Genomic DNA, 22006 nt, shown 5'->3' with positions numbered 1-22006 from the left:
AGAGCCCGCCACGCATGAATCCCGCCGTCCAGGAACTGATCGCCGACGAACCCCACCGCGTCCTGCAACTGGGCGACACCGAAGTCGTGGTGCTGGGCACCGCGCACGTGTCGCGCGCCAGCGCCGACAAGGTCCGAGCCCTGATCGACACGGGGGCCTTTGACAGCGTGGCGGTCGAGCTGTGCGAAAGCCGTCAGCGCGCGATGCTGGACCCCGACGCAGTCGGGCGCATGGATCTGTTCAGCGTGATGCGCAAGGGCCAGGCCCCGATGATCGCCGCCAGCCTGGCGCTCGGGGCCTACCAGCAACGCCTGGCCGACCAGTACGGCATCGAACCCGGCGCCGAGATGCGCGCGGCCATGGACGGCGCCCTGGACAATGGCCTCCCCCTGGCCCTGATCGACCGGGATATCGGCCTGACCCTGCGCCGCACCTACCGCGCAGTGCGCTGGTGGGAACGCATGGGGCTGATCGGCGGACTGTTCAGCTCCGTACTCTCGCGCGAGAAGATCGACGAATCCGAGATCGAGCGCCTGAAGGAAGGCGACATGCTGGAGTCCACCTTCAGCGAGTTCGCCGAGCAGTCCGAGGACCTCTACCGCACCCTGATCGAAGAGCGCGACCACTACATGGCCGCCCACCTGCGCCGCCTCGCGGCCAACCCGGAGACGCACTGCACCCTGGCGGTGGTGGGGGCTGGCCACCTGCCCGGGATTGCCGAACAGGCCGAGGATCACCTGACCCCGCCGGACGCGATCCTCGACGCCCTGGACCAGGCCCCGCCCAAGGCGCGCTGGCCCAAGGTCGTCCCGTGGGTGGTGATCGGGATCATCCTCGCCGGCTTTGCCATCGGGTTCTCGCGCAACCCGGATATCGGCCTGCAGATGGTGATCGACTGGGTACTGATCAACGGCGGGCTGGCGGCCCTCGGCGCGATCATCGCCCTGGCCCATCCGCTAACCGTGCTCACCGCGGCCCTGGCGGCCCCGCTGACCTCGCTGAATCCCACCATCGGGGTCGGCTTTGTGGCGGCCGCGGCCGAGCTGTTCCTGCGCAAGCCGCGGGTCTCCGACTTTGCCAGTCTGCGTCAGGACACCACCACGCCACGCGGCTGGTGGCGCAACCGCGTCTCGCGCGTGTTGCTGGTGTTCCTGCTGACCACGCTGGGCTCGGCCGCCGGCACCTACATCGGCGGCGCCCGCATCTTCAGCCATCTCTTCGGCAGCTAATCTCCTCCCCCGCGCGCTTCAGGAGTCCACCCCGAAGCGCGCGAAGGGCGATTTCACCACAGAGGGGACCGAGAGGACGGGTGTGTTGGCAGCACGACCTAGTCGAAGCCGTGGCCCTCGCAATGCTGGAAGTTCTGAGGCCGCAGTGCCCGTCGTCATCGCAAGCCGCGAAGCGGCGTGGCGATCTGCGTGCGCGAACTGGCGCGGGGTGTGGGTAGTGCCTCGATCGCTAAACAACGCCCCGACGGATCCGCCACCTCGCCTTTCTTCGTGGCCTCCGTGGTGAATCGCCCTGGACCTTTCCCTTCTGCGTGTCTTCGGGCGCTTCGTGGTTGCAAGACCCGCTTATTCGGGGATGCGCAGCACGAGCTTGCCGCGGCGGCCGCCGGCTTCGATGCGCCGGTGGGCCTCGGCGGCCTCGGCCAGCGGGAGGGTATCCTCGACGTTGACCTGCAAGCGACCGCTGGCCAGCCGGGCCAGACCCTCGGCCACCAGGGTGGCCTGGTGCTTCAGACGGCGGCGATCATTCTCCAGCATCGGGGTCAGCATCAGCTCCAGGCTGATGCTCGGGTTGCGCAGCCGCGCCGAGTTCCAGTCGGTATCCTCCGGGGGGGCCAGAAGGGTCACCAGATCCCCGCCATAGGCCACCTGCGTCAGGCCCTCGCGGAAGACCTCGCCACCAACGGTGTCCAGCACGATGTCGAAGCCACGCCCATCGGTGTACTGCATGATCGCGTCCGCGGCATCCGGCTTGCGCAGGTCGACGACATCGCCCCCAAGTGCGGTGACAATCGTGCCCGCCTCGTCGCGCCGCACCAGCCCCAGTACCCGGCCGCCGGCAGCGCGTGCGATCTGTACGGCCATCTGCCCGACCCCGCCGGCCGCCGCGTGAACCAGCACGCTCTGGCCGCGCTGCAGGTCGGCCCGCTCGAACAGGGCCTCCCAGGCGGTCAGCCAGGTAAGCGGCAGGGCGGCGGCCTGGGCATCGGATACCGCCGCCGGCACCGGGACCACCGCGGCCTCGGGCACCACGACCTGTTCGGCGTAGGTCCCCGGATCGGCCCCGACCCCACCAAAACAGAAGGCAACCCGCTGCCCCGGCCGCGCGTGATGCACGGCGCTGCCACATTCCTCGATGATGCCCACCCCATCGCAGCCCGGCGTGTTGCGCGGCGCACCGGGGACGATCATGCCCCCGGCGCGCACCTTCGTATCCACCGGATTGACACCGGCCGCCAGCATCCGGATGCGGACCTGGTCGGGGGCCGTGAGCGCCGGCGCCGCTACTTCGTCCAGACGCAGGGCCTCGGCGGCTCCGGGTTCGTCGAACACGACTGCTCGCATGAATACTCCTCGTTGCATGGGGATTCGTGGAAACGCGCGCCGACCGCCCCGGGACAGCCTACAGGCCGATCCCGATGCCTATGCCAAAGCGCACACCACCGGAAGATCGTGCCGGCTCGGGCTCCGGCCACAGGTGCACCGAGTGGGCCTCCAGCACCGGGAAGACGTAGTCCAGCTCGCCGATCCGGCCGTCCTCGACCCCGGTCACCGTGCCGACACCGGTAATCCGGCGCCCGGCACGATAGTCCACCGGGTCGGCGAAGCCCTCCACACGCAGGCGGAAACGTCCGGTGGTGGACTGCCGCGTCTGTGGCTCCTGACGACTGAGCGGGTACCCGACCACCTCGATGAAGGTCGCCTCGGCGCGATTGTCCACGCGCGCGATCACCCCGCCCCATACCTGCTCGTCGGGCGGCAGGCTGTCGGCGGTGACTGCACGCGGCTCGACCTGCACGGCCGGGTCATCCGGGGCCTCCAGCGGGCCGGAGGCGCAGGCGACCAGGAACACGGGCAGCAGCAATGCCAGAAAAGGACGCAAGAATCGGGTCATGCTCACCAGTACCAGGGATGCGGGTGATAACGCCCATAGAGGCCGTAACGCGGGCCCCAGGGGCTATAGAACGGGTCATAAAACGGGTCGTAGAACGGATCGCGATAGCCGCGCTCCGCCGGTGGCGGGCGCCGCGACCACAGGTAGACCGCATCCGCCTGCAGCGTAACGAAGGTATAGGCGTAGTCACCGATGCGGCCCTCCTCGATCCCGTGGATGACACCCCGCACGGTCACCTCGCGGCCTTCCTTGTAAATCTGCGGGTCGAGGAAACCGCTGCTGACCACGCGGAAGCGCCCGGGTGAGCGATCCGCCTCCTGTGGTCGCCCCTGGCGATCAAGTTCGCGGGCCACCACCTCCAGCCGGGTACCGCCCGAGGTGTTCTCGATGTCCGCAATCACTCCGCCCCAGACCACGGTCTCGCCCTTCACGGCCTCGGGATCCGCCAGCACCTGATCGCGATCGGGGGCGGCAGCAGGCAACGGGGAAAGGGCCGCCGGAACCCCGGCACACCCTGTCAGCAGGAGCAGCAGCCCCGCCAGGACCAGCGCGCGCAATCGTACAAGTGGCAATGCCCGACTCTGCATAGCCGATGGGACTCGCACCGCATCCCCAAGTTCACGGCGAGCGGTCATGGCCGCGGCTCCCCCTCGTGCGCCGGATCGCAAAGGTCCTGCACCGCCAGCACCTCGTGCTGGGCCTCCTCCACCGCAGAGAGCAAGACCTCGGGGGCCAGGTGCAGGGCGTCCCACACCGCCGGATCTACCGGGGGCGCATCCGCCCAGTCGCGTGAATCGATCTCGGCGAGATGGGCACCGGTGTTGGCCAGATGCACCAGCATCACGGCGGTGCGATTGCGCTCCGGCGCCTGCAGCGGCTGATGGTGACCGGCGAGGCAGTCGACCAGGAGTTCCGGCAGACCCCAGTGCGCGGCCAGGGCCCCACCCAGCTGCGCATGATCGAAGCCCAGTTGCGCGCGCTCCGCGCCCTGCGGGCTCAGGCCGTCGCCAACATCCAGACTGGAGAGGAAGGCCCGGTGGGCCGATTCCGGCGACTGCGAGAACAACAACAGCTTGCCAAGATCATGCAGCAGGCCGGCCAGGAAGATCCCGCTGGCCTGGCGCGGCAGCACGCGCATCGCTAGTTGCCGCGCGATCACCGCGCAGTAGGCCGAATGGCGCCAGAACACCTCCAGCGGCAGGCGCTCCTGATCCGGGATGCTGGCCGTGGCGCGGGTGATCGCGCTCGCCACCACCAGACGCTGCAGGGCATCGCGACCCAGCATGGCAATCGCGCGGTCCACCGAGTCAACCGGACGCGCCGGGGCATAGGCAGGGCTGTTGGCGATGCGCAGGACCAGGGCCACCAGGCCGGGATCGCGTCCCAGGCTGCTGGCGATCCTGGCAGCCGTGGCATCGTCGTCCTCCAGCAGGCGCGCAACCTCGAACACCACCTGTGGCATGGCCAGAAGCTTGTCAGCCGACTGGACGCGGGCCTCAAGGGAATCGTTGGCGGATCGGTCGGACATGGATGGATCCTCTTGCCGAGGCGGAACGGGGATCGCTGCGCCTCACTCGTCCTGTTTCGAGGCCACCTCGCGCACGTGGCCCCGACCTCTCTACTGTAGCCGCTGTCCCCTTCGTTGTAACCCGGCCGGGCCCGAACCATACTCGCAGGCCCGGGTCGAAAATACGACGCTTCGTCCACCAAGGAGGTGCCCATATGTTTAGCAAGTCCGCATTTGCGCCGCTGGCCGTTTTGCTCGCCGGCCTGCTCCCCGGCATGGCCCTGGCCGGCATCCAGACCGAAGAGATCGCCTACGACCATGACGGCGACGAGATGACCGGCTATCTGGCCCACCCCGAAGGCGACGGGCCACACCCGGCGGTCCTGGTCATTCACGAATGGTGGGGCCACAACGACTACGCCCGCGACCGTGCCGAGCAGCTGGCCCGCGAGGGCTACACCGCCTTCGCCCTGGATATGTACGGCAGCGGCAAGCTGGCCGATCACCCGTCTACCGCCGGCGAGTTCGCCGGGGAAATCCGCGAGAATCGCGACCTGATGCTGGGCCGCTTCCAGGCCGCCTACGACTGGCTGCGCGCGCATGATGCCAGCGCGGATACGGCGCCCTCCGCAGTCGGCTACTGCTTCGGCGGCACCGTGGCCCTCGAGGCCGCGCGCGCAGGGATGGACCTGAACGTGGCGGCGAGCTTCCACGGCGGCCTGGCAACCGAGCACCCGGCCGAGGTCGGCAAGGTGTCGGCCGAACTGCTGTCCTTCACCGGTACCGCAGACCCGATGATCCCGCCGGAGCAGGTCGCCGGTTTCCAGAAGGAGATGCAGGAGGCCGAAGTACGCTACACCGTGGTGGAATTCTCCGGTGTGAAGCACAGCTTCACTAATCCGGGGGCCGATGCCATTGCCGAGGAGTTCGGCATGCCGGTCGGCTATGACGCGCGCGCCGACCACGATTCCTGGAACCACCTGCTGGGTGTCCTCCGCGATCGGCACTAAACCCGATGTACGGCGGGCACTGCCAGGTGCCCGCCCCTTTCACGCGGAGCCTCAGGTCCCGCGCAGGTAGATCGCCACCCCCAGGACCACGATCACCGCCAGCACCCCGACAAACGCCAGCCGGAACCAGCGACGCCCCGCCAGACGTGCGGGTCGCGCGTGTTTCGCATCGAACAGGGGCGCCCGCAGGCTGTCCTCCGGCTCGGCCTTGACCGTTTCGCCCCGACTTGGCTCGCTCGCCGGCTCCGCCGCAGCAGTGGTGCTGTGGCCGGTCAGGGCATGTTCCAGATCACGGATCCGGCCACGCAGGTCCTGGTTGCGTTGCTGGGCCTCCGCGAGTTCCCGCTCGCGGGCCACCAGGCGGTCACCCAGATCCGAAGCCGAATCCTGGCTATCCGAACAGCGCTGCTCGGCCTCGGCCTGGGCCTTCTCGGCCGCCGCGGCGCGCTCGCACTGCTGGTTGCGCTCGCGGCGCAGGCGTTCGGCCTCGCCCCGCGCCACCTTCAGCTCCGTCTGCTGCTCCTCGCGCTGACGCTCCAGGTCGACGAGCTCGTGGTCCAGGCGGACATTCTCGCTCTCGAGCTCGCGCACCCGGCTACGCAGTTGTTCGGTCTCGTGGTCGGGCTCGGTCGACTCCGGGGGACCCTCAGCCTCGAGTTCTTCCACGCGCACACGCAAGGCCGCAAGCTCCTCCTCGCGGGCTGCGGCCTGTTCCGCTGCTGCCACGACCTCGTCGTCCCGCGCCCGCGCCTCGGCCAGCGCCGTCTCGGCCTCCTCCAGACGCCCCTGCAGAGTCTCGATCTCGCGATCCCGCTCTTCCGCGCGCTGGAATGCCGCCGTGGACTCGTCACGGGCCTCGCCCAGGGCGTTGCGCAGACGCTCCAGCTCTTTCTGCGCCTCGCGCTCATTGGAGGATTGTTGCCGCAGCATCAACTCGCGGCGCAGGCGCTCGACCTCGTCGCGCAACGCCTGGTTCTCGGCGGAGTCGGGGGCCCCTCCGGGGGCCGCCGGCTCGGGGACCGGCGGCGGTGGCAGGAGTTCGGCCACGACCTCGCGCACGCGGGTGGGAACAAACGGCTTCATCAGGACGGCATTGGCCCCCAGTGAGCGCCATTCGTCGCTGGCCGCCTCGTCGCTCTCCTGACCGGTCACGATCACCACCGGGAGGTCCGTGGGGAGGTCATCGACGCCATCACGAATACGCAGCAGGAGATCCTGCCCGTCGATGCCCGGCATCGAGAGATCGGTCAGCACCAGCCCGATATCGGGATACTGCTGAAGCAGTTCCAGTGCCTGTTCGCCGTCGGCCGCCTCGTAGACGGTGTTCTGACCCTGCAGGATACGTTGCAACGCAACCCGGATGACCTTGGAGTCATCCACCACGAGGATCGCGGCGCGTTTTGGGTCCGGTATCTGATCGCTCATGCTTCCCCCTGACTGACATCCGCCCGCCTGACAGCGGCACGGCCGCCGACCACGCTGTACCCCCAGTGGCCGAACATCCCTAGACTCGCAAGACTACGGGCCCCCGCGTCCGGATGCCAGTGGGGTCGCCGGGGCAACCGGACGCGGTTCACACTTTCTCGCTCCGGGCGATCGGCCCGCGGAGCGTCATGCGCGATCACCGCTCCGTGTTTGCTACACGGGCTTCGACTTCCACTTGACCGAATAGAGGTCGCGCCGACGATCACGCAGGTTGCGCACCGAGCCGTGATTGCGCAGCTCCTTCAGGTTGTCGAGGTCGAGATCCACGATCAGGGTCATCTCGGTGTTGGGGGTCGCCTCCGCGGCCACCGCGTCGTGCGGGAAGGCAAAGTCGGACGGGGTGAACACCGCAGCCTGGGAGTACTGCATGTCCATGTTCTCGACCTTGGGCAGGTTGCCCACCGAGCCGGACATGACCACGTAGCACTCGTTCTCGATCGCGCGGGCCTGGGCGCAGCGCCGTACCCGGAGATAGGCATTCTTGGTGTCGGTCCAGTAGGGCACGAACAGGATCTGCAGGCCGTGATCGGCCATCACCCGCGGCAGTTCGGGGAACTCCACGTCGTAGCAGATCAGGATCCCGATCTTGCCGAAGTCGGTGTCGAAGACATGCACCTCGTCGCCGCCCTGCAGTCCCCAGTAGGACACCTCGTCCGGGGTCACGTGGATCTTGTACTGGCGGTCCCAGGTGCCATCGCGACGGCACAGATAGGAGACATTGCGCAGGACATCATCCGTGTACTCGGGCATCGAGCCGGCCACGATGTTGATGTTGTAGGCGAGCGCCAGGCGCACCATCTCCTCGCGGACCGCCTCGGTGTACTCGGCCAGGCGGCGCACGGCCTCGGCCGGGTAGTCCTGGTTGAAGGCCCCCATCAACGGGCCGTTGAAGAATTCCGGGAACAGCACGCAGTCCGAGCGATAGCCGGAAACCGCATCGACGAAATACTCCACCTGCTGGAACAGGGAGTCCAGGTCCACCGTCGGGCGCATCTGCCACTGGACGACGCCGATGCGCACGTCCGAGCGGCTGCCGCCGATCAGCTTTTCCTTCTCCTCGTAGTAGATGTTCAGCCACTCGATCAGCGTCGCGTAGGCCCCGGACTTCTCGTCGTCCGGCAGGTAGTTGGTGATGATCTTGCGGACGTGAAAGTCGTTCGCCAGTTGGAATGTCAGGATCGGGTCGATGATCTCGTGGTTCTTCACCCGGCGCACATACTGCTGCGGCGTCAGCTCGTCGCGGTACTGTTCGTAGCCGGGGATACGCCCACCGGCGACGATGGCCCGCAGGTTCAGCTTCTCGCACAACTCCTTGCGCGCGTCGTACAGGCGCCGGCCCAGACGCAGCCCGCGATAGTCCGGATGCACGAAGATGTCCACGCCATAGAGCGTGTCGCCGTCCGGGTCGTGGGTAGTCAGGAAGCCATTCCCGGTGATCTGCCAGTAATTGTGCTGATCGCCGAAGCGCTTGTATTCGACGATCAGGCTGATCGCCGCGGCAACCACCTTGCCGTTGTCCTCGATACAGATCTGCCCCTCGGGGAAGCGCATCACCTGGGAGCGGAACTGCGCCTCGCTCCAGGCACCGTCGAGGTCGTGATAGACCCGCTCCATGATCTCGCGGATGTCCTCGTAGTCCTCGACCCGCGTCGGACGCAGGGTCAGATGGTGCTGGGGGTTCGACTCGTTGTCCGCGTCAGTGGTCACGCTTGGGGGCTCCGGGGTTGAGACAGAGTGGCAGGATGCACGGGGAGCGGGCGTGGATCAAAAGATCCAGGCCAGCATCAACCAGAAAAACACAAAGAACAGAAAAAAACCGGGGATCATGAACTGCAGTTCCCCGATCAGGCCCTCGCCGGCGGCCAGGGCGAATACGATCGACACCAGCACCGAGACGATGGCCGCGACCAGGGCCGCGTTCTTCAGGCCCATACCATCATCAAAGGTGAGCGCGACCCAGTCCGACAGCCCCGGCAGGGACACCGCTGCCGCCAGCACCAGCAAAGCCACCAGCAACGCGACCAGCGCCGAGGTGCCGAGCAGGATGCGCAGCGCCAGACGGCTGTCCCGCCGGTCCGCACGGCTCATGCCACGCCCTCCCGACGGCCTCGCACATATTCGCGCACCCGATTGGGGTCCGGGATGCCGTTAACCCGGAATTCCGGATTGTCCCCGGTGGTGTACACCGCGATGCGGCCCACGCGGAAGATGCGGTCGAAGAAACTCTGATCCACCTTCACCGTGCGGATCTGACCGATGTCGAGGTCCACATGCGACTTCGACAGCAGGCCCCGTTCCAGATGCACCTGATCGGCGTCGATGCGCAACCGTACCGAGCGCGTCTGGAGGTACCACCACAACAGGATCAGCAAGCCGAGGCCGAAGGCCGGGATCAGTAACACGCTAAGGATGAAGCCGAACGGATGATTGCGGAACATCGCCGGTCGAGCGTCGATCGCGGGTTCACGAGCAGACATGCGCGGACTCCAGTTGGGGACAAGCCCGTCCAGTTTGGCGCGGTACCCCAAACAAAGCGAGCCCCGCACGGGGCGGGGCTCGCAGTTTTCCGGGCAAGGGCCAGTCGGCCAGCCCACCCGGGGCAGGATCGCGAAGTTACGCGGTCCGGGCGTCGCGCTCGGCCTTGGCTTCCGCCTTGGCCTCGTCGCTGTCGTCGTAGCCGAGGTTCGGCGCGAGCCACCGCTCGGCCTCCTCGAACGACATGCCCTTGCGCTTGGCGTAGTCCTCGACCTGGTCGCGGTTGACCTTGCCGAGACCGAAGTAGCGCGATTCCGGATGCGCGAAGTACCAGCCGGAGACGGCCGAGACCGGCAGCATGGCGAAGCTCTCGGTGAGCGTCATGTCAGCATGCTCTTCCGGCTGCAGCATCTCCCACAAGGTCGCCTTCTCGGTGTGCTCCGGGCAGGCCGGGTAGCCGGGCGCCGGACGAATACCCTGGTACTTCTCCTCGATCAGGTCCTCGTTCTCCAGCGACTCGTCGGGGACATAGCCCCAGTATTCGCGGCGCACATGGTAGTGCATGCACTCGGCAAAGGCCTCGGCCAGACGGTCCGCCAGGCTCTTCACGAGGATGGCGTGATAGTCGTCGTTGGCCTTTTCGTATTCCTTGGCCTTGGCGTCGACATCACCACCGGCGCTGACCGCGAAGGCCCCGATGTAGTCCGGACCACCGGCTTCCTTGGGCATCACGAAATCGGCCAGCGAATGGCTCGGCTGCCCGCGACGCTTCTCGGTCTGCTGACGCAGATGGTGCAGCTTCTTCAGGACCTTGGAGCGGCTGTCGTCGGTGTACACCTCGATGTCGTCGTCATCAACGGTGTTCGCCGGGAAGAAGCCGACCACGCCACGGCAGGTGACCCACTTTTCGTCGATCATCCGCTTCAGCATGTCCTTGCCATCCTTGAACAGCTTGCGCGCCTCTTCGCCGACCTTCTCGTCATCCAGGATGCGCGGGTAGGCGGCGTGCAGCTGCCAGGAGTGGAAGAACGGCGTCCAGTCGATGTACTTGGCGACCTCGTTGAGATCGTAATCATCGAAGCGCAGCAGTACGGTGCCGTCGCCATGCGGGTGCAGCACCTTCGGCTGCCCCGGCAGTTCGTCGGTTTCCAGCGCCTTCGGTTTCGGCGGCGTGTAGTCGGACCAGTCGATTTTCGGCTTGTTGGCGCGCGCCTTGTCGAGCGTGACCCACTGGACCTTCTTCTTGCGCCCGGCGTTCTGCACGCGCAGCTTCTCGTACTCCTCGCGGACGTCGGCGGCGTACTTCTCGCGCAGCTCGGGGCTGATCAGACTCTGGGCCACGCCCACGGCACGCGAGGCGTCCTTCACCCAGACCACCGGGCCGGAGTAGTTCGGCTCGATCTTCACCGCGGTGTGGGCGCGCGAGGTCGTCGCGCCGCCGATCATCAGCGGGGTCTTCATGCCTTCACGTTCGAGGTCGGCGGCGAAGTTGGCCATCTCCTCCAGCGAGGGGGTAATCAGACCGGACAGGCCGATGACGTCGACGTCGTGTTCCTTGGCGGCCTTCAGGATCGAGGCCCCCGGCTGCATCACACCGATGTCGATGACCTCGAAGTTGTTGCACTGCAGCACCACGCCCACGATGTTCTTGCCGATGTCGTGGACGTCGCCCTTCACCGTGGCCATCAGGATCCGGCCGTTGTTCTCGGTGCCGGTCTTCTCGGCCTCGATGTACGGGATCAGGTGGGCCACGGCCTTCTTCATCACGCGGGCGGACTTGACCACCTGCGGCAGGAACATCTTGCCCTCGCCGAACAGGTCGCCGACCACGTTCATGCCGTCCATCAGGGGGCCTTCGATCACCTGGATCGGGCGGTCATACGCCTGGCGTGCCTCTTCGGTGTCGTCGACCACGTAGGTGTCGATACCCTTGACCAGGGAGTGCTCGAGACGCTTGGAGACTTCCCATTCGCGCCACTCGAGGTTCTCTTCCTTCTTGCCGCCGCCCTGGCCCTTGTACTCCTCGGACAGTTCGAGCAAACGGTCAGTGGCGTCGTCGCGGCGGTTCAGGACCACGTCCTCGACCGCTTCCTTCAGCTTCGCGTCGATATCGTCGTAGACCGCCAGCTGGCCGGCGTTGACGATACCCATGTCCATGCCCGCCTTGATGGCGTGATACAGGAAGACGGCGTGGATCGCCTCGCGCACCGGCTCGTTGCCGCGGAAGGAGAACGATACGTTGGACACGCCACCGGAGATCAGCGCGTGCGGCAGGTCGTTCTTGATGCGGCGGGTGGCCTCGATGAAGTCCACGCCGTAGTTGTTGTGCTCTTCGATGCCGGTGGCAACCGCGAAGATGTTCGGGTCGAAGATAATGTCCTCGGCCGGGAAGCCAACCTTCTCGGTCAGCAGCTTGTAGGCCCGGGTGCAGATCTCGACGCGACGCTGCTCGTTATCCGCCTGGCCGTCCTCGTCGAAGGCCATGACCACGATCGCGGCGCCATAGCGGCGGCACAGCTGGGCCTGCTTGATGAAGTTTTCCTCGCCCTCCTTCATGGAGATCGAGTTGACCACCGGCTTGCCCTGCACGCACTTCAGGCCCGCTTCGATGATCTCGAACTTGGAGGAGTCGATCATCACCGGGACGCGGGCGATATCGGGCTCGCCGGCCAGCAGATTCAGGAAGCGGACCATTGCCTCCTGCGACTCCAGCATGCCCTCGTCCATGTTGATGTCGATGATCTGGGCGCCGCCCTCGACCTGATTCAGCGCGACTTCCAGCGCGACGTCGAATTCCTCGTTCTGGATCAGGCGCAGGAACTTGCGCGACCCGGTCACGTTGGTGCGCTCGCCGACGTTCACGAACAGCGAATCATCGGTGATGTTGCACGGCTCGAGACCCGACAGGCGGCAGGCCGGGGCGATCTCCGGCAGCTTGCGCGGCGCGTGCTTCTCGACCGCCTCGCGCATGGCCCGGATGTGCTCCGGCAGCGTGCCACAGCAACCGCCGATAATGTTCAGCAGGCCCTGCTCGGCCCACGGGCCGACATCCGCGGCCATCTGCTCCGGGCTCTCGTCATAGTCGCCGAACTCGTTCGGCAGGCCGGCGTTCGGGTGCGCGGACACAAAGGTATCGGCGATGCGCGAAAGCTCTTCCACGTACTGGCGCATTTCCTTGGCACCCAGCGCGCAGTTCAGGCCGATCGAGACCGGATTGGCGTGACGCACGGAGTTCCAGAAGGCCTCGGTGGTCTGGCCGGACAGGGTACGGCCGGAGGCGTCGGTGATCGTGCCGGAGATCATGATCGGGAGGTCCTTCCCGAGCTCGTCTTCCAGCGTCTTCACCGCGAAGATCGCGGCCTTGGCGTTCAGGGTGTCGAACACCGTCTCGATCAGCAGCAGATCGACGCCACCCTCGACCAGGGCCTCGGCCGCTTCCTTGTAGGACTCGACCAGGGTGTCGAAATCGACGTTACGCGCGCCGGGGTCATTCACGTCCGGGGAGATCGACGCGGTGCGGTTGGTCGGGCCAAGGATGCCGGCGACGTAGCGCGGCTTGTCCGGGGTCTTTTCGGTCCAGGCGTCGGCCGCCTTGCGCGCGAGCTTCGCGGATTCGCGGTTCAGCTCGGGGACCAGGTCCTCCATGTGGTAGTCCGCCATCGCGATGCGGGTACCGTTGAAGGTGTTGGCCTCGATGATGTCGGCACCGGCCTCGAGATAGTCGTTGTGGATCTGCTCGATGATATCCGGGCGGGTCAGCGACAGCAGGTCGTTGTTGCCCTTCAGGTCGGATTCCCAGTCCTTGAACCGCTCGCCGCGGTAATCGGCCTCGTCCAGCTTGTACAGCTGGATGGTGGTACCCATACCGCCGTCCAGGATCAGGATGCGCTCTTTCAGCGCGTTCTCGATGTCTTTGCGTGTTGCCGTCATGTGCCGTACACCATTGGTTTCGAATGGGATAAGTGTACACGCCGGGGTTCCATCCCGTGCGTGGAGCCCACCCTGGTGGCAGGCTCTTTCAAATTGCGTCGCAGCCCCGGATGCGGCCTGGTTGCGCCCGTGAACAGAGCTGTCACGATAGCGCCATGCAGGAACATCCGATCCGCTGGTTCATTACTGCCCCGCAGGCCTGCCCCTATCTGGACGACCGCGAGATGCAGAGTTTGCTGGTCGACCCCGCGGTCAGCCTGGGCGGCGCGCGCTTCGGCCAGCTACTGGCCGAGGGCTTTCGCCGCAGCGGTCAGTTTGTTTATCGGCATCACTGCCCCGAGTGCGCGGCCTGCGTGCCCGTACGCATCCCGGTTGCAGCCTTCCGCCCGAACCGGAGCCAGCGCCGCTGCCTGGATCGCAACCGCGATCTCGCGGTGACGATCCGCCGGCCGCCGGAACAGCCCGGGACATCGCCCGCCGCCGATCTCGACGGGCACATGCCACTGTTCTCGCGCTACCAGACCGCCCGTCACACGGGCGGTGGCATGGAACAGATGGGACGCGAGGAATACGCGGGAATGCTCGCCCACCGCAACGGCCCAGTGGATCTGATCGAATTCCGCCAGGCCGACACGCTGGTCGCGGTGGCCGTCACCGACCGCACCCCACAGGGGTTGTCGGCGATGTACAGCTTCTTCGATCCGGATCAGCCGCGCCGCGGCCTGGGCACCCTCGCAATCCTGACCCAGGTGGCGCATGCGCACCGCCTGGGTCTGCCCCATGTCTACCTCGGCTACTGGATCGACCAGGCGCCGAAGATGGAATACAAGACCCGGTTCCAGCCGCTCGAAGGCCGCATGGACGGGGTCTGGAGGCGGCTGCCCGCCTGACGGCGGGCCAGCCACCCCTCGCGCGCGGCCTAGCGGGCCGGCTTGCGGAAGCGGAAGATGCCCCAGGTCAGGTAGCCCGAGTTGCCGCCATCGACCCAGTGCTGCAGGCCCTGCTTCATGCGGTCGATGTAGTCCTGCGAGATGTAGTTCTTCAACTCGTCCTCGCGGGACTCGAGCTCCTGCTTCACGCGACCGTAATGGGTCGAGATCTGGCTGGAGTGTTCCTCGAAGCTGACCTCTTCCAGGCCGGCCGCCTTGGCCGCCTCGCGGTACAGCGCCGGGCTCGCCAGCGAATCCAGGTGGATACGGGCCAGAATCGGGTCCAGCACGCCATCCGGGCAATCGTCGGTCTGCATCGGATCGGTGAAGATCAGCCAGCCACCCGGCTTCAGGACGCGCGCGGCCTCCTGGATCACCTTTTTCTTTGCCTCGTTCTGGCTGTGCAGGAAGGAGTCCTCGGACCAGACAACGTCATAGGACGCGTCCGGCTCGTCGACCTTCTCGAAGGAGCCATCGACCACGGTGATCTTGTCGTCGAGGTGGCGCGCCTTGTTGATCTCGCGATCGCGCTCGTTTTCCTTCTCGGACAGGTTCAGCGCGGTGACATCGCAACCGTAGTTTTCCACCAGGTAGCGGGCGACACCGCCGTAGCCGGCGCCCATGTCGAGCACGCGCCATTCCGGCTGCGGCTCGCCCAGGAGGTCGGACATGTGCGCGACCGTGCGACGGCTGGCGTCGCCGATCGGCTCGTCCTTGTACTCGTACAGCCCGATATGGAGGTCTTCACCGCCCCACACCATCTTGTAGAAGGTGTCGGCGTCCTCGCTGTTGTAGTAGTCGCGAGCGGTTTCGACTACGTCGGAGTAGTTCTCGCTCATCGTTCCTCGCCCTCGATATAACGCTTGTCGGCCACGTGGATGAAGAAGTCCGGATCACTCTCGCGATAGGTCTCCTGGAAGTCCCCGTAGGTCTCGATCTTCTGGAAACCGACCTCGCGCATCAGGCGGCGGACATAGGCCTTGCGCAGCGGGAACATGTTCAGGAAGTACTCGGAACCATCCGGGAACTTGTACTGGAAGCGCGCCAGGCCTTCGTCAACGTGGGCCGGCTGCACCTGGACGTTGTCGCCGCAGTAGTAGTAGGTGTGCTTGGACGAGTAACCGTGGTCCATGATGGTGTCGTAGTTGCGCTGGTCGAGGATCAGCACGCCATCGTGGTTCAGGGCGGAGTAGAACTCGGCCAGGGCCTTGCGGCGGTCGTGTTCATTGAACAGGTGGGTAAACGAGTTGCCCAGGCAGACGACGGCGTCGTAGCGGCCGTAGATGTCGCGATTCAGCATGCGCCAGTCGGCCTGCACGGTGCGCAGGATGTGACCCCGCTTGCGACCATTCTCGAAGGCCTTGACGAGCATCTCGGGGGCGCCGTCGGCGGTCACCACGTCAAAGCCCGCTTCACGCAACTGCACGGAATGGAAGCCGGTGCCGGCGGCGACGTCGAGCACGCGCTTGGCGCCGCGCTTCTTCAGTTCTTCGATGAAGAAGGTGCCTTCGCTCTTGGCGCGGTTGTCCCAGTCGATCAGGTCATCCCACTTGTCGACGAAGCCGGTGGTGTACTCGTTGAGATAGTTCTCGGTATCGCGACGTTCGGTCGGCTTTTCGCCGAAGTCCTGATCATTCTTGATATTCGCTGCCATGCTGGTTCCTCTTGGCTTTGCTGCTGTTGTAAGCGTGACCGGGCCGGCCTCTGGGCCGATCCGTCGGCACAACACCCCGCAAACGCAGTAAACCGCGACCTCCGCATCACACGGCGGTCTCGCCAGCAGCCCGATCGAGCCAGGCGGGTGCCGCCCGGTGTTCGGGTATCAATGCGCCGGGTGCGTTGTTCGCAGCACCCGACACCGGCCTGGCCGGTTCTTCCTGCACATCCGGAGGGCAATCGGTACCCGGATGCCGAGCCGTGGTCTGGCGGGCCCATCCCGCCTGGCTCGGGGATCGTTTACGGCGCCGCGCGATGCGTCTGAACGCGGGCGTTGTGTCCGAAATCGTTTTTATACCCTGAAGGTTTTGCGCAAAAATTACAAGCTGAGGGCCCGTCTGGCGACCTCGGCTTCGCGACGCCGAATGCCGATCCATCCGGGCCGCGCGTTCGATATAATGGTCGTTTTGCAGCGATCCCGAGGTCCCGCATGACCCCCAGCCGCCCTATCCAGCGCGCCCTTTTGTCGGTCTCCGAGAAGACCGGCGTCGTGGAGCTCGCCCGCGCCCTGCATGAACGCGGCGTCGAGCTTCTGTCCACCGGCGGGACCGCCCGCCTGCTGGCCGAAAACAACCTTCCGGTCATCGAGGTTTCCGCGCACACGGGCTTCCCCGAGATCATGGATGGCCGGGTCAAGACCCTGCACCCGCGCATCCACGGCGGGCTGCTGGGCCGGCGCGACATCGACTCCGCGGTGATGGCCGAGCAGGACATCCCGCCGATCGACCTGCTGGTCGTCAATCTCTACCCGTTCGAGGCAGCAGTGGCCCGTCCCGGCTGCAGCCTTGAGGACGCCATCGAAAACATCGACATCGGCGGCCCGGCCATGCTGCGCGCGGCGGCCAAAAACTACCGCGACGTGGCCGTGGCCACCAGCCCCGACCAGTACAGCGAGATCGCCGCGGCCATCGGCGACCAGGGCGAGGTCCCGCCGTCGCTGCGCTTCCGTCTGGCGGTGGCGGCCTTCGATCACGTGGCACGCTACGATGCCGCGATCAGCAACTACCTGTCGGGCCTGGACGAGGATGGCGAGACGGCGCCCTTCCCCGGGCAACTGAACGCCACCTTCGAGCGGGTGGAGACCCTGCGCTACGGCGAGAACCCGCACCAGCGCGCCGCGTTCTACCGCGACCCGCAGCCCACCCCCGGCACCCTGGCCAGCTACCACCAGCATCAGGGCAAATCGCTGTCCTACAACAACCTGGCGGATGCCGATGCCGCCTGGGAGTGCGTGCGCCAGTTCGAGTCCGGGGCCTGCGTGATCGTCAAGCACGCCAACCCCTGCGGCGTGGCCGTTGCCCCGACCCAGCTGATGGCCTACGAACGCGCCTTCCAGACCGACCCGACCTCCGCCTTCGGCGGCATCATTGCCTTCAACCGCCCGCTGGACGGCGACACCGCGCACGCGATCGTCAGCCGCCAGTTCGTCGAGGTGGTCATCGCCCCCGAGATCACGCCGGGCGCCCTGCGCGCGCTGGCCACCAAGAAGAATGTTCGCGTGCTGGAGATCCCGCCGGCGGGTGTCGGTCCCGGCCTCGACTACAAGCGCATCGGCGGCGGGCTCCTGGTACAGGATGCCGATCACGGCAGCCTGGCCGATGTGGAGCTGAAGACCGTGACCGCGCGCGCGCCCTCCGAACAGGAGATGAAGGACCTCTGCTTCGCCTGGCAGGTGGGCAAGTACGTGAAGTCCAACGCGATCGTCTACGCCCGCGACGAACAGACCATCGGGGTCGGGGCCGGGCAGATGAGCCGCGTGTACTCCGCCCGCATCGCCGGCATCAAGGCCGCCGACGAGGGCCTGCAGGTGGCCGGCTCGGTGATGGCCTCGGATGCCTTCTTCCCGTTCCGTGACGGCATCGATGCCGCCGCCGAGGCCGGCATCACCGCGGTGATCCAGCCGGGCGGCTCGATGCGCGACCAGGAGGTCATCGACGCGGCCAACGAGCACGACATCGCCATGCTGTTCACCGGCATGCGCCACTTCCGTCACTGAGGTCCTGATGAACGTACTGGTAATCGGCAACGGCGGACGCGAGCACGCGCTGGCCTGGAAGCTGGCGCAGTCCCCGCGCATCGAACGCGTGCTGGTGGCGCCGGGCAACGCAGGCACCGCGCGCGAGGCCAAGTGCGAGAACGTCGAGGTCGGCGTGACCGACATCGACGCGCTGCTGGCGCTGGCGGAGCGCGAGGCCGTCGACTTTACCGTGGTCGGGCCCGAGGCCCCGCTGGTGGCCGGCGTGGTGGATGCGTTCCGCGCCGCGGGCCGGCGCTGCTTCGGCCCCTCTGCCCGGGCCGCACAGCTGGAGGGCTCGAAGTCCTTCGCCAAGGACTTCATGCAGCGCCACGGCATCCCGACCGCCGCCTACGGCAGCTTCGAGGACGAAACGGCGGCGCTGGAGTTCATCGCCGCCCACGGCGCGCCCATCGTGGTCAAGGCCGACGGCCTCGCCGCCGGCAAGGGCGTGATCCTCGCGCAGACGGAGGACGAGGCGCGCGCCGCGGTGCACGACATGCTGGCCGGTAACGCGTTTGGCGCGGCCGGCAACCGGGTCGTGATCGAGGAATTCCTGACCGGGGAAGAGGCCAGCTTCATCTGCATGGTGGACGGCGAGCACGTACTGCCCCTGGCCTCCTCGCAGGACCACAAGGCGCGTGACAACGGTGATCAGGGCCCCAACACCGGCGGCATGGGCGCCTACTCCCCGGCCCCGGTGGTGACCGACCACCTCCACGAGCGCATCCTGCGCGAGGTCATCGAGCCGACCGTGCGGGGCATGGCCTTGGACGGCGAGCGCTATACCGGCTTTCTCTATGCCGGCGTGATGATCGACGCCGCGGGCCATCCGAAGGTACTGGAGTTCAACTGCCGCTTCGGCGACCCGGAGACCCAGCCGATCCTGAGCCGCCTGGACTCCGACCTCACCGAACTGGTGGAGGCCGCGCTCGACGGCCGCCTCGACAAGGCCCGGGCAGAGTGGGACCCTCGGGTCGCCCTGGGCGTGGTCCTGGCCGCCGGTGGCTACCCCGGCGAGTACCGCAAGGGCGACGTGATCAACGGCCTGGAAGCCGTCGAGGCCGACCCCGACGCCCATGTGTTCCACGCCGGAACCGCCATCGACAGCGAGGGCCGGGTCGTGACCGCCGGCGGCCGCGTGCTCTGCGTAGTCGGTCTCGGGGCGGACGTCAGGAGCGCGCAGGCAAAGGCCTACGCGGCCGTGCAACGAATCCACTTCAACGATATATACTGCCGGACAGATATCGGCTATCGCGCCGTCGCTCGCGAGGGATAAACCCGAAGCGGCGGCCCCTCACCTCTTTTCTGGAGACGCCTTGATGGCCGCCCCCGAAGTGACTCACCTGCCCAATCTCCCCAACGACGTGGAGGGCCTGCGGCAATCCATCCGCGATGCCGTGGTCCGCGTGGTCGGCGAGGACCCGCGCCAGGCCACCGAACGCGACTGGATGGAGGCGCTGGCCTTTGCCATCCGCGAGCGCATGGTGGAGCGTCGTCTACTGACCCGCCGGCAGTTCGCCGACGAGGACGTCAAGCGCGTCTACTACCTGTCGATGGAATACCTGATCGGGCGCATGCTCGAGGCGAACCTGCGCAACATGGGCATCCTCGAGCCGGCCCGCCAGGCGATGGCCGATCTCGGCGTCAACCTGGACACCATCCTCGATCTCGAGGACGACGCGGCCCTGGGCAACGGCGGCCTGGGACGCCTGGCCGCCTGCATCCTGGAATCGCTGGCGACCCAGGGCTACCCCGGCTACGGCTACGGCATCCGCTACGAATTCGGCATGTTCCGGCAGGAATTCGAGCCCTACCACCAGGTCGAGCACCCGGACAACTGGCTGCGCTACGGCAACCCGTGGGAGTTCCCGCGCTCGGACCGCAAGTACCCGATCCATTTCTACGGCCACGTGGTCGAGCACCACCATCCCAGAGGCGAGACCCGCTACACCTGGGAAAATGGCGAAGAAGTCCTGGCCATGGCCTACGACTACCCGACGGCGGGCTACGGCCGGCGCAACGTGAACAATCTGCGCCTGTGGGCGGCCAAGGCCACCCGCGACTTCGACCTGCGTTACTTCAACGAGGGTGACTACATCCGCGCGGTGGCGGACAAGGCCGAGTCGGAGACCATCTCGATGGTCCTGTACCCGAACGACGCCACCGCGATCGGCAAGGAACTGCGGCTGAAACAGGAGTACTTCTTCGTCTCCGCCTCGCTGCAGGACATCCTGGATCGCCACCTGGCGCTGGGTTACAACCTGGATGCCCTGCCCGACAAGGTCGCGATCCAGCTGAACGACACCCACCCGGCCATCGCGGTGGCGGAACTGATGCGCCTGCTGGTGGACTGCCACGAACTGTCCTGGGACCGCGCCTGGGACCTCGCCCGGCGCACCTTTGCCTACACCAACCACACCCTGATGCCCGAGGCCCTGGAGACCTGGCCGGTGGAGCTGATGGAGCGCGTGCTGCCCCGCCATATGGGCATCATCTATCAGATCAACCACGACTTCCTGGAACAGGTACGCCACCGCTATCCGGGCGACAACGACCGTCTGGCGCGGCTGTCCATTATCGACGAGCAAAACGGCCGGCGCGTGCGCATGGCCCATCTGGCGGTGGTCGGGTCACACCGCGTCAACGGCGTGGCGGCGCTGCACACCCAGTTGCTGCAGGAGACCCTGTTCGAGGACTTCTACAACCTGTGGCCGGAACGCTTCGTCAACGTCACCAACGGCGTGACCCCGCGCCTGTGGATGATCCAGGCCAACCCGGCACTCACCGAGCTCCTGGGCCAGCGCATCGGCAACGACTGGCAGTACGACCTCGACCGCCTGCGCGCCCTTGAGCCCTATGCCCATGACGCCGACCTGCAGAAGGCCTTCCTGGACGTGAAGCGCGCCAACAAGGTGCGCCTGGCGAACCTGGTGCGCGAACGCACCGGCGTGGAACTGAACCCGGACGTGATGTTCGACGTGCAGATCAAGCGCATCCACGAGTACAAGCGCCAGCTGCTGAAGCTCCTGCACGTGGTGGATCTCTACCGCCGCATCCGCGCCGGCGAGGACGTCGCGCCGCGCGTGGTCCTGTTCGGCGGCAAGGCGGCGCCGGGGTATGCCCGGGCGAAGGGCATCATCCAGGTGATCAACGAGGTGGCCGACATCGTGAACCACGACCCGGCCGTGGGCGACCGCCTGAAGTGCGTGTTCTTCCCCAACTACGAGGTCAGCTCGGCCAGCATCATCATCCCGGCCGCGGATGTCTCCGAACAGATCTCGACCGCCGGGTTCGAGGCCTCCGGCACCGGCAACATGAAGCTCGCGCTGAACGGCGCGCTGACCATCGGCACCCTGGACGGCGCCAACATCGAGATCCGCGATGCGGTCGGCGAGGAGTCCATCTTCATCTTCGGCATGACCGCCGACGAGGTGGTCGAACATCGCCGTAACGGCCCGAACCCCGAGGCGATTCTGGCGCAGCAGCCCAACCTGGCCGCCGCCGTGGAGATGATCGAATCGGGGTTCTTTACCTGCGACGACCCGGGAACCCATGGCGACCTCGGCCGGTACCTGCGCCACGAGGATCCCTTCTTCGTGATCGCCGACTATGCGGCCTACACCGAGGCCTGCGAACGCGCGGACACCCTGTACGCCGACCGCACCGCGTGGGCCGAGGCGGCTATCCTGAACGTCGCGCGCATGGGGTACTTCTCCATCGACCGCACGGTGCGCGATTACGCCAACCAGATCTGGGACATCATCCCGGAACCGGTGGCACCCTCGCGCACCAACGGCGCCGCCTGACGCGCGCG

Annotated in this window: 17 protein-coding genes; 6 read left to right on the top strand and 11 right to left on the bottom strand. The window is 66.6% G+C overall.

From position 1 onward, the window contains the following. Positions 1-14 precede the first annotated feature (14 nt). Positions 15-1229: a TraB/GumN family protein gene (locus TVD_RS00940; RefSeq protein ID WP_047250567.1), complete on the top strand. Its 1215-nt coding sequence runs from the start codon at positions 15-17 to the stop codon at positions 1227-1229. 345 nt (positions 1230-1574) lie between these two features. On the opposite strand, the gene TVD_RS00935 is transcribed toward TVD_RS00940, so the two are convergent. Genes TVD_RS00935 through TVD_RS00920 form a run of 4 tightly spaced genes read right to left on the bottom strand, consistent with a single transcriptional unit; the run spans position 1575 to position 4651 of the window. Continuing rightward, positions 1575-2573, bottom strand: coding sequence for a zinc-binding dehydrogenase (locus TVD_RS00935; protein ID WP_047250566.1), 999 nt, complete (start codon positions 2571-2573; stop codon positions 1575-1577). A 58-nt stretch (positions 2574-2631) separates the two neighbouring features. Further along, entirely contained in the window at positions 2632-3123 is a 492-nt protein-coding gene (locus TVD_RS00930; RefSeq protein ID WP_047250565.1) for a Slp family lipoprotein, read from the bottom strand. 2 nt (positions 3124-3125) lie between these two features. Beyond that, positions 3126-3710: a Slp family lipoprotein gene (locus TVD_RS00925; protein ID WP_047250564.1), complete on the bottom strand. Its 585-nt coding sequence runs from the start codon at positions 3708-3710 to the stop codon at positions 3126-3128. 44 nt (positions 3711-3754) lie between these two features. Continuing rightward, positions 3755-4651, bottom strand: coding sequence for an HDOD domain-containing protein (locus tag TVD_RS00920; RefSeq protein WP_047250563.1), 897 nt, complete (start codon positions 4649-4651; stop codon positions 3755-3757). A gap of 194 nt (positions 4652-4845) precedes the next feature. On the opposite strand from TVD_RS00920, the gene TVD_RS00915 reads away from it, so the two are divergent. Beyond that, complete coding sequence (locus tag TVD_RS00915) at positions 4846-5640, top strand: dienelactone hydrolase family protein (protein ID WP_047250562.1); 795 nt, start codon at positions 4846-4848, stop codon at positions 5638-5640. A 51-nt stretch (positions 5641-5691) separates the two neighbouring features. On the opposite strand, the gene TVD_RS00910 is transcribed toward TVD_RS00915, so the two are convergent. The 5 genes from TVD_RS00910 to metH form a co-directional block, all read right to left on the bottom strand. Further along, on the bottom strand, positions 5692-7065 hold the full coding sequence (locus TVD_RS00910; protein ID WP_047250561.1) for a response regulator: 1374 nt from the start codon (positions 7063-7065) through the stop codon (positions 5692-5694). Positions 7066-7278: 213 nt separating this feature from the next. Then, complete coding sequence (locus TVD_RS00905; RefSeq protein ID WP_018938302.1) at positions 7279-8832, bottom strand: bifunctional GNAT family N-acetyltransferase/carbon-nitrogen hydrolase family protein; 1554 nt, start codon at positions 8830-8832, stop codon at positions 7279-7281. A 57-nt stretch (positions 8833-8889) separates the two neighbouring features. Then, positions 8890-9213: a hypothetical protein gene (locus TVD_RS00900; protein ID WP_018144728.1), complete on the bottom strand. Its 324-nt coding sequence runs from the start codon at positions 9211-9213 to the stop codon at positions 8890-8892. Beyond that, positions 9210-9602 carry a PH domain-containing protein gene (locus tag TVD_RS00895; protein ID WP_018938304.1) on the bottom strand — a complete coding sequence of 131 codons (393 nt, stop codon included), beginning with the start codon at positions 9600-9602 and terminating at the stop codon, positions 9210-9212. Before TVD_RS00895 ends, TVD_RS00900 begins: the two co-directional genes overlap by 4 nt. Positions 9603-9738: 136 nt before the next feature. Continuing rightward, positions 9739-13530: a methionine synthase gene (metH, locus tag TVD_RS00890; protein WP_047250560.1), complete on the bottom strand. Its 3792-nt coding sequence runs from the start codon at positions 13528-13530 to the stop codon at positions 9739-9741. Between the two features lie 155 nt (positions 13531-13685). On the opposite strand from metH, the gene TVD_RS00885 reads away from it, so the two are divergent. Next, positions 13686-14420 carry an arginyltransferase gene (locus TVD_RS00885; RefSeq protein WP_047250559.1) on the top strand — a complete coding sequence of 245 codons (735 nt, stop codon included), beginning with the start codon at positions 13686-13688 and terminating at the stop codon, positions 14418-14420. Positions 14421-14449: 29 nt separating this feature from the next. On the opposite strand, the gene TVD_RS00880 is transcribed toward TVD_RS00885, so the two are convergent. Both TVD_RS00880 and TVD_RS00875 read right to left on the bottom strand, forming a co-directional pair. Further along, positions 14450-15298: a methyltransferase domain-containing protein gene (locus TVD_RS00880; RefSeq protein WP_018938307.1), complete on the bottom strand. Its 849-nt coding sequence runs from the start codon at positions 15296-15298 to the stop codon at positions 14450-14452. Beyond that, the gene (locus TVD_RS00875; RefSeq protein ID WP_018169217.1) at positions 15295-16113 is read right to left on the bottom strand and encodes a glycine/sarcosine N-methyltransferase; all 819 of its coding nucleotides are present in this window, start codon (positions 16111-16113) and stop codon (positions 15295-15297) included. The genes TVD_RS00880 and TVD_RS00875 overlap by 4 nt, the downstream gene beginning before the upstream one ends. 492 nt (positions 16114-16605) lie before the next feature. Between TVD_RS00875 and purH the strand changes: the two genes are divergently transcribed. The 3 genes from purH to TVD_RS00860 are packed head-to-tail and all read left to right on the top strand — an operon-like array spanning position 16606 to position 21998. Then, on the top strand, positions 16606-18171 hold the full coding sequence (purH, locus tag TVD_RS00870) for a bifunctional phosphoribosylaminoimidazolecarboxamide formyltransferase/IMP cyclohydrolase (protein ID WP_047250558.1): 1566 nt from the start codon (positions 16606-16608) through the stop codon (positions 18169-18171). A gap of 7 nt (positions 18172-18178) precedes the next feature. Further along, complete coding sequence (purD, locus tag TVD_RS00865; protein WP_024326872.1) at positions 18179-19468, top strand: phosphoribosylamine--glycine ligase; 1290 nt, start codon at positions 18179-18181, stop codon at positions 19466-19468. 43 nt (positions 19469-19511) lie between these two features. Further along, the gene (locus TVD_RS00860) at positions 19512-21998 is read left to right on the top strand and encodes a glycogen/starch/alpha-glucan phosphorylase (protein ID WP_047250557.1); all 2487 of its coding nucleotides are present in this window, start codon (positions 19512-19514) and stop codon (positions 21996-21998) included. Positions 21999-22006: the final 8 nt, after the last annotated feature.

The sequence above is a fragment of the Thioalkalivibrio versutus genome, from assembly GCF_001020955.1.
GTDB classification, from domain to species: domain Bacteria; phylum Pseudomonadota; class Gammaproteobacteria; order Ectothiorhodospirales; family Ectothiorhodospiraceae; genus Thioalkalivibrio; species Thioalkalivibrio versutus.
The sequence above is the reverse complement of the archived record's forward strand: the minus strand, read 5'-3'. Positions and strand labels throughout refer to the sequence as shown.

Excerpts from the sequence above, each read along its gene's own strand:
- TVD_RS00940 (WP_047250567.1), top strand. The coding sequence starts at position 15 with ATGAATCCCGCCGTCCAGGAACTGATCGCCGACGAACCCCACCGCGTC.
- TVD_RS00935 (WP_047250566.1), bottom strand. The coding sequence starts at position 2,573 with ATGCGAGCAGTCGTGTTCGACGAACCCGGAGCCGCCGAGGCCCTGCGT.
- TVD_RS00930 (WP_047250565.1), bottom strand. The coding sequence starts at position 3,123 with ATGACCCGATTCTTGCGTCCTTTTCTGGCATTGCTGCTGCCCGTGTTC.
- TVD_RS00925 (WP_047250564.1), bottom strand. The coding sequence starts at position 3,710 with ATGCAGAGTCGGGCATTGCCACTTGTACGATTGCGCGCGCTGGTCCTG.
- TVD_RS00920 (WP_047250563.1), bottom strand. The coding sequence starts at position 4,651 with ATGTCCGACCGATCCGCCAACGATTCCCTTGAGGCCCGCGTCCAGTCG.
- TVD_RS00915 (WP_047250562.1), top strand. The coding sequence starts at position 4,846 with ATGTTTAGCAAGTCCGCATTTGCGCCGCTGGCCGTTTTGCTCGCCGGC.
- TVD_RS00910 (WP_047250561.1), bottom strand. The coding sequence starts at position 7,065 with ATGAGCGATCAGATACCGGACCCAAAACGCGCCGCGATCCTCGTGGTG.
- TVD_RS00900 (WP_018144728.1), bottom strand. The coding sequence starts at position 9,213 with ATGAGCCGTGCGGACCGGCGGGACAGCCGTCTGGCGCTGCGCATCCTG.
- TVD_RS00895 (WP_018938304.1), bottom strand. The coding sequence starts at position 9,602 with ATGTCTGCTCGTGAACCCGCGATCGACGCTCGACCGGCGATGTTCCGC.
- metH (WP_047250560.1), bottom strand. The coding sequence starts at position 13,530 with ATGACGGCAACACGCAAAGACATCGAGAACGCGCTGAAAGAGCGCATC.
- TVD_RS00885 (WP_047250559.1), top strand. The coding sequence starts at position 13,686 with ATGCAGGAACATCCGATCCGCTGGTTCATTACTGCCCCGCAGGCCTGC.
- TVD_RS00880 (WP_018938307.1), bottom strand. The coding sequence starts at position 15,298 with ATGAGCGAGAACTACTCCGACGTAGTCGAAACCGCTCGCGACTACTAC.
- TVD_RS00875 (WP_018169217.1), bottom strand. The coding sequence starts at position 16,113 with ATGGCAGCGAATATCAAGAATGATCAGGACTTCGGCGAAAAGCCGACC.
- purH (WP_047250558.1), top strand. The coding sequence starts at position 16,606 with ATGACCCCCAGCCGCCCTATCCAGCGCGCCCTTTTGTCGGTCTCCGAG.
- purD (WP_024326872.1), top strand. The coding sequence starts at position 18,179 with ATGAACGTACTGGTAATCGGCAACGGCGGACGCGAGCACGCGCTGGCC.
- TVD_RS00860 (WP_047250557.1), top strand. The coding sequence starts at position 19,512 with ATGGCCGCCCCCGAAGTGACTCACCTGCCCAATCTCCCCAACGACGTG.